12 protein-coding genes, 1 tRNA gene and 1 pseudogene are annotated in these 12,600 nt (G+C 55.0%); 8 read left to right on the top strand and 6 right to left on the bottom strand.

The window, feature by feature from the left end; genetic code table 11:
* Nucleotides 1-56 precede the first annotated feature (56 nt).
* The 6 genes from RGW60_RS14400 (at nucleotide 57) to RGW60_RS14425 (ending at nucleotide 6,064) form a co-directional block, all read left to right on the top strand.
* Nucleotides 57-3,425 (top strand): dermonecrotic toxin domain-containing protein, encoded by a 3,369-nt coding sequence (locus RGW60_RS14400; protein ID WP_322205230.1) that lies wholly within the window; start codon nucleotides 57-59, stop codon nucleotides 3,423-3,425.
* Between the two features lie 75 nt (nucleotides 3,426-3,500).
* Complete coding sequence (locus tag RGW60_RS14405; protein WP_322205231.1) at nucleotides 3,501-3,683, top strand: hypothetical protein; 183 nt, start codon at nucleotides 3,501-3,503, stop codon at nucleotides 3,681-3,683.
* Nucleotides 3,673-3,903, top strand: coding sequence for a cysteine-rich CWC family protein (locus RGW60_RS14410; protein ID WP_322205232.1), 231 nt, complete (start codon nucleotides 3,673-3,675; stop codon nucleotides 3,901-3,903). Before RGW60_RS14405 ends, RGW60_RS14410 begins: the two co-directional genes overlap by 11 nt.
* 6 nt (nucleotides 3,904-3,909) lie before the next feature.
* Nucleotides 3,910-4,602 carry a pseudouridine synthase gene (locus RGW60_RS14415; protein ID WP_322205233.1) on the top strand — a complete coding sequence of 231 codons (693 nt, stop codon included), beginning with the start codon at nucleotides 3,910-3,912 and terminating at the stop codon, nucleotides 4,600-4,602.
* A gap of 311 nt (nucleotides 4,603-4,913) precedes the next feature.
* Nucleotides 4,914-5,798: an alpha/beta hydrolase gene (locus RGW60_RS14420; protein WP_322205234.1), complete on the top strand. Its 885-nt coding sequence runs from the start codon at nucleotides 4,914-4,916 to the stop codon at nucleotides 5,796-5,798.
* A gap of 192 nt (nucleotides 5,799-5,990) precedes the next feature.
* Nucleotides 5,991-6,064: transfer RNA gene (locus RGW60_RS14425), tRNA-Gly, on the top strand.
* 121 nt (nucleotides 6,065-6,185) lie between these two features.
* Here RGW60_RS14425 and RGW60_RS14430 read toward each other — a convergent pair.
* Together RGW60_RS14430 and RGW60_RS14435 are read right to left on the bottom strand one after the other, a co-directional pair.
* Entirely contained in the window at nucleotides 6,186-6,512 is a 327-nt protein-coding gene (locus RGW60_RS14430; protein ID WP_322205235.1) for a DUF2025 family protein, read from the bottom strand.
* Between the two features lie 163 nt (nucleotides 6,513-6,675).
* Nucleotides 6,676-6,924: pseudogene (locus RGW60_RS14435) on the bottom strand (iron-containing alcohol dehydrogenase); the annotation flags it as partial.
* A gap of 177 nt (nucleotides 6,925-7,101) precedes the next feature.
* Between RGW60_RS14435 and RGW60_RS14440 the strand changes: the two are divergent.
* Entirely contained in the window at nucleotides 7,102-8,148 is a 1,047-nt protein-coding gene (locus tag RGW60_RS14440) for a DUF4917 family protein (protein WP_322205237.1), read from the top strand.
* A 125-nt stretch (nucleotides 8,149-8,273) separates the two neighbouring features.
* Nucleotides 8,274-9,164, top strand: coding sequence for a DMT family transporter (locus RGW60_RS14445; RefSeq protein ID WP_322205238.1), 891 nt, complete (start codon nucleotides 8,274-8,276; stop codon nucleotides 9,162-9,164).
* On the opposite strand, the gene RGW60_RS14450 is transcribed toward RGW60_RS14445, so the two are convergent.
* The 4 genes from RGW60_RS14450 to RGW60_RS14465 all read right to left on the bottom strand — a co-directional run bounded on the left by RGW60_RS14450 (nucleotide 9,165) and on the right by RGW60_RS14465 (nucleotide 12,587).
* Nucleotides 9,165-10,382, bottom strand: coding sequence for an SAM-dependent methyltransferase (locus RGW60_RS14450; RefSeq protein WP_322205239.1), 1,218 nt, complete (start codon nucleotides 10,380-10,382; stop codon nucleotides 9,165-9,167).
* 193 nt (nucleotides 10,383-10,575) lie between these two features.
* A complete protein-coding gene (locus RGW60_RS14455) occupies nucleotides 10,576-11,190 on the bottom strand; it encodes a TPM domain-containing protein (protein ID WP_322205240.1) in 615 nt (204 codons plus the stop codon).
* 48 nt (nucleotides 11,191-11,238) lie between these two features.
* The gene (locus tag RGW60_RS14460; RefSeq protein ID WP_322205242.1) at nucleotides 11,239-11,979 is read right to left on the bottom strand and encodes a TPM domain-containing protein; all 741 of its coding nucleotides are present in this window, start codon (nucleotides 11,977-11,979) and stop codon (nucleotides 11,239-11,241) included.
* On the bottom strand, nucleotides 11,979-12,587 hold the full coding sequence (locus tag RGW60_RS14465) for a LemA family protein (protein WP_322205243.1): 609 nt from the start codon (nucleotides 12,585-12,587) through the stop codon (nucleotides 11,979-11,981). Before RGW60_RS14465 ends, RGW60_RS14460 begins: the two co-directional genes overlap by 1 nt.
* Between the last annotated feature and the right edge of the window lie 13 nt (nucleotides 12,588-12,600).

Consider the following 12,600-nt stretch of genomic DNA (forward strand, 5'->3'; position numbering starts at 1 on the left):
CAGGACGAAATTTCTCCGGCACAGTGAGGCCCTTTCCGTCCGGATCAACAACCGTCATGAATGAACAGTGGAACGCGACCGATGCACTACCGAACCGTCTTCATGAGCGCAAAGACACGCTTCCTTCGTCTGGCGCCTTCTCTGTGTCGCCGTTCGATGAGCCCGATGAGCCGGTTCGTACCGACGACTTTCAGACTCAATCCTCTGAGCAGGCTCCTGATGCGGCCCCCGCTGAAGCGCTGAACATCCAACGACTCATCTTGCGCAGGAAAACACCGGCCGCCAAACTGCTTTCGGGTTCAGTACTGAGCCTGAAAACCTGGCAAATGGACTTGGACTCGCCCCCCTCCCCCAAAGCTTACATCCGACAACAATTGGTGCGGTTTCTAGCGGACAACGGGCCAATCGACAACGCTGAAAAACTCCCCTCACCCGATGAGTTGTACGTCCGCTTTAGCACCGAGACCGATCCTGAAATTCAGGTTGATGGCCATGAACACTATGCATTGCAGCTCTCCCTTACCGAGATCGTCTTAGCGTCGCTCGAACCCGCCGGTTTTCTCGCGCTGATCAAATGTGTCGAAGCGGATCGCCCACTCTTCGGATCAACCCCCCTGCTCACCATTGGTTCACTGATCGAATTCATCTATACGGCGCGGTGGGAGCACAACTATTGCCAGCTCGTCGAACAGTTCTGGGCCCACCATGAAGCGACGTATTGCGCCCTTGCCAAGCTCTCGTTCGTCGATGGCCTATCCCGGCAATACATAAAAAAGAAAATAACGCTGGAGGGCTACACTCTGGCGCTCGGCGCCTTGGGCCTGGATCGGTTTCCCACAACGCTTGCAGAACTTGAACAGCCGACGAGCGGCGAACGCGCAGCCATCAGTCTACTTTCACTGAACGGACGGACCATCCCGGGCATTTTTCAGCTGAAGTCCAAGGTCACCTCACACTGTTTTATCCACACCCTGGGAAACGCTCCTACGACCATTGAATATATCGACGATGAGCAGAATCACAGCACCGCCAAGCAGCTCGAAGCACTAAACGGCTGCGCCTGGCTTGCGCCATTGGTGGATGGCGTTCCGCTGCAGGACAACCCTAACCTCAGCGCGAACCTAGTGGACGGCGATTTGTTTGCAGCGCTCACGGCAGCCCAAAAGGCGTTCTCGCTGGAAGCACTTACCGATCTGCGCTCCGGGACATTTTCGGAATTAGACGACGCGGATGATGAACCACTTTTCAAGGATGTCGAGCGCGGCCTGGCCTTGGTCAGCGTCATTGATCTGTGGCAACAGCCTGACGTTTCAAAGCGAATACCCCACCCGGAAAAAGTTGCCCACCGCCTGGTGCGCAACGCCCTGATCAAGCGTCATCAGCTAGACCTTTCCCCCGATACCGTGTTCATTCGCTACGTCCGTGGCAGCTCGACCTCACCACTAGGCAGCGCCCATGCGCCAGTTACATTTGTGCATGTACCTAACGAAACCCCAATCAGTTTGACCCGTGCGTTGCTCTGCAACTATAGGGTTGACCGTCCCGTGGGTTATCTCGATAACGGTGCACGCAGCGTGGTCTATTCAGACCCCTCAGGGAAAGGTATACAGGCTGAAGATACTGAACTACCACTCTCACCTGACGCCGTTGAAAGCCTTATAAAAGACATCGACTTTCTGCCCTTGATGACCAACCGGTTGAACGGATTTTGGAAAAAACACGCGGCAACTATCGAGCGCTCGCTCGCTACCACGTTAATTACGCAACTTGTGATCGCTCTCAAGATGGGCCATGTATCGCGGGTCGGGTTTGACATGTTAGTGGAGGCCTTGGAGTATCCGCCAAGCCAAACGGCCCCTTCGAATATCCGCTGCAAAAGCTTGGGCTTTTATCTACAACCAGCGCTGGCTGAAAGTAAGCACTGCCAACGCTGCGCAGGTTTGTTGGTGTTCTTTAAGGCCAATAATCCGCGCAGAGTGCTGTATCAAGCCGGACAGGCCCAGACATTCGTCGAACTCGACAGCCGTGATGAACTCATTCAACACATTGTAAAAGCTGCGGGGAATGAACTGTGGCGAACCACTTTATTGAACTACGTCCCGGTGAACCAGCATCAAAAGCTCATCTATGTCCTGGAGATCTGGGCTGGCCAACGTTTCCCTGAACCGCCAGTTACGTTGTTGCGCCCATGGACCGACGTGATCTATGCCGATCATCTGCATAAAGCAAAAGCCAAAACGTTGTGTGAGCAGACACTCACTTCTTCACCGTTTGTTTTTATGCGGGAAACACTCGCGCGCAATCATCAGGCAGACGCAAACGACTGCATTGTAACGTCGGAAGAAATCACGCTTCGTTACTGGATGCAGCAAATCAACCATTTGCGGCTACTGCTGGAACCCCTATCGCTACTGTTGGTTCCGGCGAGGGTGGCTTCAGTATTGGCGCATGCCGGCGCAGCTTATCTGAGCATTAAGACAGCGAATTTACCCGGACACCGAGACACCGAAAAACGCCTGGCGGTGCTTACTACGCTGTCGCTTGGGCTGTTTCAACTAGCACCGCTCGCTCACGGCTTACTTCGTGCGCTGAGCGCAGTCGTGCGACCGAGAACGTTATTGAGAGCCGGGGCAGTTCTGACCTCGTCGTATTTACCACGGTTTAGTTTATTACTCAGGGGGTGCGTCAATCCGCGAAAAACCACGCTTCAAGCATTTTTCAATACCACCCGCCTGATGAAAACCTGGGCAATTCCAGGGAATAAAATCTTCGGCACCTCAGCGGTCCAGGTCTGGAAACTTGATCGCAAGTTTCTGCTATGGACATCTGACCAAAGACAAGCCAGAACCTTAGTCGTCAGCACTCATGGCTACTATTTACCCTGGACAAAGACTACACCGATCCCCAACGGCACCGAACTCAGAACCTTTGCGCCCCACGGCTCAGAGCTTGTTGATCCGGCGCTTCATCGGGTCGTCGGCCAGCAGGTCAGACCTTTTTCAGTGCTAAACGCCGCCGGCAACCACCCAGCGGCTGGCACGATGCCGCCCTTTGCTGTTACCGACAGGCTCATGGCGGGGACCTCATTACCCGGCAGAATCAAGAATTACAGCCTGGCAAAATTTCAGGGCACCCACGGCGAGACTTATCAAGACATCAGCCACGTGGTGCGCAACTCAAATCAGTCCCCTTGGCGTGGCGCGCAGTTGCCTGCTGTGCCGATGGATGTACTGACAGTCAGAAATCGCTTCGCCATGGCTCACCCAACCCTACAAGACTTGTTCAAATCACTGTCCGAACACGGCATACATTACGACCGAATTTTACTGCTGCACTGTCGCTGTTCCGCCATCAGCGCCGCGTTGCGCCTGTCACCGACTTATACGGCCCCTATTAACACGGCTCCGCCTAGCCCTGGCCCTTGAACTCGATAGCGTTATAGGGCGGCGACACGCTAGCATGCCGCTTCCTATTGGATTTAGCTCAACAACGGATTTGTCATGTTTCGTCACATCACCTTCAATTCACAACGCTCATCGGTCATGACGCTGGTGGTTCTGGAAAGCCGCCTGCGTCGGTCCGATATCATTTGTCGCTGGGGCGGCGAAGAGTTCCCGCTCAAGGCAACCGACAGCGACCGAAGTCAGGCGTGCATAGAAACGGCGCTTCCTCATGTTGAATAGTCCTGACAGGATCGACGGATCGACCTGCCCCATGTGCGGTCTGAGTAACAGTTGCACCCTGGCCGACCCACGCACGGCGGCGCAACCATGCTGGTGTTTTTCCGTAACCATTGAACCGGGAATACTTGAAGCGTTGCCGCCACAGCTGCGCAACCAAGCGTGCTTATGCCCGCGCTGCGCGCTGGCCAATGTCGACGAAACGTCGAAATCAGACCACTAAGTCACCATGCGACTGGATCGATTTCTCAGCAATCTGCCGCGCTTCAGTCGCAAAGACGTGCGCTTTGCATTGGTTGGCAAGCGAATCAAAGTCGACGGGCAAACCGTTAGCAATCCTCTTCACGAAGTTCGCGAATTCAACCGTGTTGAGTGCGATGACGAGGTTCTACAGATCGGCAAGCCCGCTCGTTACTTCATGCTGCACAAACCACCGGGGTGCGTCAGCGCGACGGCTGATCCGCAACATTCAACCGTGCTGGACCTACTCAATGAGTCTGACAAACACGACCTGCACATTGCCGGGCGGCTGGACTTCAACACCACCGGGCTGATGGTGATCACCAACGACGGCGTGTGGTCCAGGCGCCTGACACAACCGCAGACCAAAATCGCAAAAATCTACTACGTCGAAACTGAGCACCTCATCAGCCCGGACTACGTACAGAAGTTTGCCGAAGGCTTTTATTTCGCTTTCGAAAACCTCACCACGCAGCCCGCCGAACTGACGCTAATCAGCCCGTGCAGCGCACGCTTGAGCATCGTCGAAGGGCGCTATCATCAGGTCAAACGTATGTTCGGCCACTTCGACAACAAAGTGGTGCGGCTGCATCGCGAGTCCATGGGACCGTTGCGCCTGGACCCTGAGTTGGCGCCCGGTGAGTACCGCCCTCTGAGCATTGCAGAAATACAGGCGATATGAACTTGGCCTACCGTTCAGCAGAAGGTGTCGAACAATTTACCAACATCACTTGCGAGGTATCGTCGAGCCTGCTTGAATCCAAACGTCAGTCCGCATGTGACTGAGCAGTCACAAATCCATTCCAAGAAACTTTTGACGAGACGAGAACCTCTGGTTCCGCCCCGGCAAACAGCCCTCCAATAAAAATACCTGTCGACCAGATCTTGTCGGATTGACATGGGCCCCGGTTTTCCAGGCGTATGCCTACCTGTCATGAAGCTCGTGCAAGCTCGTTTGCGCGCATACCTGTTCTACGCCAGGAGTGAGTCGTCATGAGGCCAGAAATCGCTGTGCTTGATCTACAAGGTCAGTTCCGGGTCTACACGGAGTTCTACCGCGCAGATGCCGCAGAAAAGACCATTATTCTGGTCAACGGCTCGATGGCCACCACTGCGTCCTTTGCCCAAACCACCCGAAACCTATACCCGCATTTCAACGTGGTTCTGTACGACCAACCCTATGCAGGCAAATCTAAAGCCCACAACATGCACCGCAAACCGCTGACCAAAGAGCTGGAAGGCCAGATCCTTCTTGAGCTGATCGACCATTTTGCCGCCGAACACGTGCTGTCATTTTCGTGGGGCGGTGCAGCCACTCTGATTGCCCTCGCCCATCGTCCACGGCAGATCGAAAAAGCCGTCATCAGTTCGTTCTCCCCCGTGGTCAACGTACACATGCGCGACTACCTAGAACGCTGCATCAGGCACTTGGGCGCGTTTGACCGGCATGAGGTCGGCCATTTGGTGAATAACACCATTGGCAAGCACCTGCCGTCATTGTTCAAACGCTTCAATTACCGCCACGTCAGCACGCTCGATATCCACGAGTACGTGCAAATGCATTTTCACATCAGCCAAGTGCTGTGCATCGATCAACTGTGCTACCTCAAAGCGGCGCAAAACATCGACGTGCCGGTGCTATTTCTCAATGGCGAGTGGGATGAATACACCGCTGCGGCCGACTCCAGGCTCTTCGGCCAACACGTTTCGGATTGCCAGTTCACAACCCTGCAAAGCACCGGGCACTTTCTGGACATGGAACACAAAACCGCCTGCAGCGATTCGCAAAAAGCCCTGTTGAGTTTTCTGAAACCAGAAGCTGCGCCTAAGCGTTTCAGGTACCACCAGGAACAGAACCACCATGCGTTCGCACTGTAAAACAAAGTGCCATTCCCCTTGAGAATCGCCTCATCTAGGTTGCAGGGGATCTCTGCAGGGAATGTTTTGGATGGGCGTGGACTGTGCGCTTGTGAAGCGAATATGGAGATGTAGATTTGCTTGAAATGCACCCATCAAGAAATTAGCACTTTTGTTCAGAAGCGACTTCTGGTACAAAGTCAGCCGCGAAAAGCGGGTGTCGTATAATGGCATTACTCCAGCTTCCCAAGCTGATAACGAGGGTTCGATTCCCTTCACCCGCTCCATCTCAGTACCTTTAGCGAGTCCGCCGTCACCTAACGTCCGACTGCTTTAGTACCGCTTACTCGCTCACTTGCGGCATCTTGTCGGTAAGTTCCGTCGTTATAGACCGCCAACGCGGCCTACTCAGCCCGCTTTTAATTGCCGCATTGCCGTTATCTCTGGCAGATCCATCCGCCGCACGTAAACCCGTAAAGGCTCCGTGACGTTCAAACGGTCGTCGATGTTCTGCTCCAGCAGCAACCTCACCGACTCACGCTTAAGTGTCATTAGCTGTCCATCGCCGCTGCACCAAACAAACTCGTTGGTAGGAGTAATGCTGTCATCCGTGACGTCCATACCAAACGAGTCTTCACTGAAACGGACGATGTAGCGGTTCGCTTTGTGGTGATAGCCGACGAAGCCTTTAAGCTGGTCGGCGGCGTCGCAAATGGTGCTGGAAGTGATGCTCATGGTTGGCCTCTGAAAGAATTAAAGGGCGTGGCGAAAGATGGCTTCGATCTGCAATTGGTCCGCCGGGCGCGGGTTGGTAAAGCCGCAAGCATCTTTGAGGGCATTGGCGGCGAGGGTCGGAATATCATTTTCCTTGACCCCCAACTCCTTGAGGCCCGCCGTTTAACAGCTCCAAGCCTTTTTCAACGTTAGCAACCGTAGGGTTCGGTTGTGCGCCATCGAAAACCAGCGCGTCAATGTCTTGCGCGGCCAACAACCCGACGATGGTGTCTGCCACGCCAGCCTTCGCCAGCCCGGCGTCGGTGACGATCAATGCTTTGCGCAAACCGAAGTTGTGAATGGCGGTCATCGCTTCCGTCATGCAGCCAATACCCATGATGTTCACGGCGGGGATGAAGAACGTGCTGCTCATGGAAAATCCTTTGCACAGAAACCCTGCTGGCGCATCCGGCCGGGCGAATGCTTGCAGCATCTTCCGATTGCCAGGCGTCGATATTGATCTGGCGCAATAGCCGTCCGGTCTTGAGCGGTTGGCGTGATAAAGTCCCGCCCCTGAACTTTCCCGACTTGATGGCGACGAACAGAAACTATGGAATTCACGGATTTTGACGCTGAGCTTGCAGAGTGGAATGAGCTGCAAGCGACCACCCCGTTTTCCGATTTGCTGGTCGGCAACGGCGCGAGCGTGGCGGTCTGGAAGAATTTTTCTTACTACTCGCTCTTCGAAGAGTCCGAGACCACCCGCAACAAACCCCTGAGCCATACCGAACTTGCGGTGTTCAACGCTTTGGACACTCGTAACTTCGAGCCAGTCTTGAGTGCACTCAAAAGCGCCATGCGCGTCAATGCGGCGCTAACCATCAGTTCGTCTTCGCCCCGCAATCGCTACTTCGCCATCAAAGAAGCGTTGATCCACGCCGTGCGTTCGGTCCACATTCCGTGGCGTTTGGTGAATGAAAAATCGCTGCTGCGGATTAATCAGGAACTCAGCCAATACCGGACCGTGTTTTCCACCAACTATGATTTGTTGTGCTTTTGGGCGGTGATGCAGTCTCCGGAAAAATTCAACGACCTGTTCGACGATGACGCCATCTTCGACCCCACCCGATCCATCGCCGACACCACGCGCATGCTGTACCTGCACGGAGGGCTGCATTTAGTAAAAAACCTGGATGGCAGCGTGCGCAAGTTGCTGTCATCGGAAAGCACCCTGCTCGGCAGTTTTGCCATCAACGCGCTGGACGATGTACCGATTTTCATCAGCGAAGACAGCAGCGCACAAAAAATGAAAATGATCCGGCATACCGATTACTTGGGTTTCTGCCATGCGCAACTGGCCAACCCTAAAGATGCGTTGTGCGTTTTTGGCCACGCACTGGGCAAGCAAGACGCGCACATTGTTGATGCGATCAAGCTGGCGAATCCCAAGACCATTGCTTTCTCCATAGCCCCGCGCAGCCAGGGCTTTATTCAGCAACAGAAGCGCCACTACAGCAGCCTCTTTGCTGGGCAAGGGGTAACGTTGAAGTTCTATGACGCCAAGACCCACCCACTGGGTGACCCGGCCTTGTCCGTGTCGATTAAGGGATTGAACACCCCCCTGCCTTCGCCGAAACCAACACACTCCAGGCACTGATCGTCGCTTTCCACTGATCAAAACTGTACGGACAAATCTCTCGATAGCTGTGAGGGCGTTCGCCTTGGGTTTGTGGCTAGATGATCGCCTCTGTCTATAAATCCAATAACAAGGCGCGTTTTATCATGTCCTCTCGCGAAAACACCGGCATGGCCCTGGGCCTGATCGGGGTGATTATTTTTAGCCTGACACTGCCCATGACCCGCATCGTGGTCCAGGAAGTGAATCCCCTTCTCAACGGTTTGGGCCGAGCGCTGTTGGCGGCGATACCGGCCGCACTTCTGCTGCTGATCCGTCGCGAACATTGGCCGACCTGGGCGCAAGTCAAAGGTCTGTGCCTGGTGAGTCTGGGGGTCATCATCGGCTTCCCGGTGTTGTCCGCTTGGGCAATGAAAACCCTGCCGGCTTCCCACGGCGCACTGGTAAACGGCCTACAACCTCTGATCGTGGCGATTTACGCGGCATGGTTATCACACGAACGACCTTCAAAAGCCTTCTGGGCCTGCGCAGCGCTGGGCAGTGCCTTGGTGTTGAGTTATGCGTTGATCAGTGGCGCCGGTTCCATCCAGGCGGGCGATCTGTGGATGCTGGCGGCGATTGCCGTAGGTGGGTTGGGTTATGCCGAAGGTGGCCGACTGGCCAAGGAAATGGGTGGCTGGCAGGTCATTTGTTGGGCGCTAGTGTTGTCCGCCCCACTGCTGGCAGGACCAGTGATCTACCTCGCGCTGCAACATCAGGGGCCAATATCGACTGGCACGTGGTGGGCGTTTGCGTACGTAACAATTTTCTCGCAATTCATCGGTTTCTTTGCGTGGTACGCCGGTCTGGCCAAGGGCGGTATTTCGCGAGTGAGTCAGGTTCAGTTGTTGCAGATATTCTTCACCATCGCCTTCTCGGCGCTGTTTTTCGGTGAACATATTGAGCCCATTACTTGGCTGTTCGCGGCCGGTGTCATCGGCACCGTGATGCTCGGGCGCAAGACTACCGTCATTGCGCCCAAAGCGATCCGCATCTGATCAGTTGATGTAGCCGTCTGCCTGGAGCAAGGTTTCCAGGCAGTGCTCCTGAATGCCGTAGAACGTTTTCAATTCCTGAATCTTCGCCAACAACTCGGGCTGCTTAAGCGGCTCGACGCGCTTGACCGCGAGGATCATTTTGTTCTTGTTGGTGTGCTCTAGCGAAATGAACTCGAACACTTTGGTCTCGTAGCCACAGGCCTCAAGGAGCAAAGCGCGCAAGCTGTCAGTGACCATTTCCGCCTGCTGCCCCATGTGCAAACCGTATTGCAGCATCGGCCGCAGCAGGGTCGGGCTCTGGATCTGCAAACGAATCTGCTTATGACAGCACGGCGAACACATGATGATCGACGCCCCGGAGCGAATGCCCATGTGGATCGCGTAGTCAGTGGCAATGTCACACGCGTGCAAGGCAATCATCACATCCAGCGCGCTAGGCGCCACGCTGCGCACATCACCGTGCTGGAACACCAGGCCGGGATGCTCCAGGCGTTCGGCTGCGGTGTTGCACAACATCACCATGTCTTCGCGCAACTCGACGCCAGTCACCTGACCCTCGGCTTGCAAGGTGTTGCGCAGGTAATCGTGGATAGCGAAGGTTAAATAGCCTTTGCCCGAGCCGAAATCCGCGACTGTGATCGGCTGATCAAGCGCCAGCGGTGATGAACTCAAGGCGTGGGAAAACACCTCGATAAATTTGTTGATCTGCTTCCATTTACGCGACATGGCCGGGATCAGCTCATGCTGTTTATTCGTCACGCCCAAGTCCGTCAGAAACGGTCGGCTTAATTCCAGGTAGCGCTTTTTCTCCCGATCATGCTCAGCCGACGGCGCTTCGCGTTCTTGCTGCGCCTTGCTTTTGAACAGGGTGCTTTTACCTTTTTTGCCGTATTCCAACTGCACTTCATCGGTGAGCGATAACAAGTGCGCGTTCTTGAACGCGTCAGGCAGCAACCCAGCGACCAGGTCGACGCCCTCGGCCAGCAAGAAATTCTTGGTGATGTCGCGGGTTTTATAGCGATAGACGAACGACAAGTGCGGCAGCTCTCTAATCGTCGTCAGTTTGATGATAATCCGCTGCAACTCCGCCTCAGCGCCGACGTACTTAGCTAGCACCAGCTTGATAAACGAGTTCTGCGACAGACTCGTGTCTAGCAGGCTCAAAAACTGTGCTCGGTGATCCGGCGCAGGCTGGGTGGAGGTTGCAGTAACTGACATCGGTAAGCGCCTCGGGCGGGCTGAAAATAATAAGGCCAGTATTTTAGGCGGGTTGGGGAAGATGGGTTGGTTTAATTAGCGGACGGCGATTGGCGGTGTCTGTAGAAGTCAACTGGCTGGCGAGGCGGTGTGCCTGACAAATCGCGGGGGATCTTCGCCAACAAGTTGGCTCCAGGCCATGAGGCGGCACCTGTCACAGCACCACCAACCGATTAGGCAGCTCGTTACGTGTTTGAGTCACGGGCACATGATCGGCCAATAACTCGCCACACGCTTCAATGCAGCCCAGAAAACCTTTTAACGTCTCACCGTCTTTTACCTGCTGGGTAAACACATCAATCAGCGCTTTCCAGACATCGTCATCCAGCCGACTGCTGATGCCCCGGTCAACCAGAATCTCCACATAGCGCTCGGCTTCTGAAACGAAAATCAACACCCCAGTTGCGCCAACCGTACGGTGAAGATTCTGCTCAAGAAACTGACGACGGGCCAGGTTACTTGCGCGCCAATGGCGAACCGACTCAGGAATTAATTGAGTAGTGATCACCGGCAAGCGCATCACCAACGCCGCAACGATAAACGTTGCGAATTGGCCCAGTAACAATTGATTCGCACTGAGCCAACCCGAGACGTAACTCAACAAACCTGGCACCAACAGCGCCACTAACCCAGCCCAGATCAACGGCACGTAAGCATAGTCGTCCGACCTCGCCGCCAGCACCGTAACCAGTTCAGCATCGGTCTTCAATTCCACCCGGCTGACCGCTTCGGCCACTTGTCGTTGTTCGTCGTTACTCAGTAAAGACATGGTGAATCACTCGCTGATACATGGATGACAAATTGTCCTTTACCTTAACTACCAACTGCCAGAGGCCCCTCCGCCGCCAAAGCTGCCGCCGCCACCGCCGAAACCTGCGCCGCCACCTGATCGGGAACCACCTGCTCCGAAACCGCCAGCACCGCCGATAAAACCACCTCCGCCACCAAAACGCCCACCACCGCCCCAACGCATATTGATAAAGATGAAAGCCAAAAACAGTCCCACATACAAAAAGTCACGGGGCACGTCGCTGGAGTCGTTCTCCCCGGCCAGATCTGCAGCAGGCTCCGCCAACGGGTTGCCGCCCAACACCTGAATCATCGCCTCAGTCCCTTGGCTGATCCCGCCAGAGAAGTTACCGGCCTTGAACGCCGGGGTGATGATCTGATTGACGATCACAGAAGACTGAGCATCGGTCAGACGGTCCTCAAGTCCATAGCCAACCTCGATCCGAACCTTATGATCATCGCGGGCCACAATCAGCAGCGCACCATTGTCTTTGTCTTTTTGCCCCACGCCCCATGCCCGCCCCAGCTGATAGCCGTAATCCTCAATGCTGGTGCCTTGCAGATTAGGCAATGTAACCACCACCACCTGCTCACCGGTGGTTTGTTCATGGGCTTGGAGCATTTGCGTCAGCTGTGCTTTGGTTTGCCCGTCGATCAGTTGAGCGCTGTCGACCACTCGTCCAGTCAAAGACGGAAACACCAGTGCGGCGGACGCAACCGTGGTGCATGCCAATAGCAGCCCAAGCGCAATAAGCCGCAAGGCGCGCATCAGAATTTCACTTCCGGGGATTTGTCAGCGCCTTCGGTAGTGGCGTCGAAGTTGGGGCGAATCGGCAAATCACTGTAAATCACGCTGTGCCAAAGACGGCCAGGGAACGTGCGAATTTCAGTGTTATAGCGCTCGACCGAGGCAATAAAATCTTTGCGCGCTACGCTTATTCTGTTTTCAGTACCTTCCAGTTGCGACTGTAGCGCCAGGAAGTTCTGGTTGGATTTAAGGTCCGGGTAACGCTCCGACACCACCATCAATCGACTAAGCGCACTGGTCAGTTGACCTTGAGCCTGCTGGAATTGCTTTAGCTTTTCCGGGTCGTTCAAGCTGCTGGCGTTAATCTGAATAGACGTGGCCTTGGCCCGCGCTTCAATCACGGCGGTTAACGTCGTCTGCTCCTGTTTGGCGTAGCCCTTAACGGTTTCCACCAGATTGGGAATCAGGTCGGCACGCCGCTGATATTGATTCTGCACCTGAGCCCACGCGGCCTTAACCTGCTCGTCATAGGTTGGGATGTTGTTGATACCGCAACCCGCGAGCAACGTGCTCAGCAGCATCAGCGCCGTCATGGACCAACTGAAGCCGTAGCCCCGTGGTGTTTGCATGTTCTTTGCTCCC

It is taken from the genome of Pseudomonas sp. AB6, assembly GCF_034314105.1.
GTDB lineage: Bacteria > Pseudomonadota > Gammaproteobacteria > Pseudomonadales > Pseudomonadaceae > Aquipseudomonas.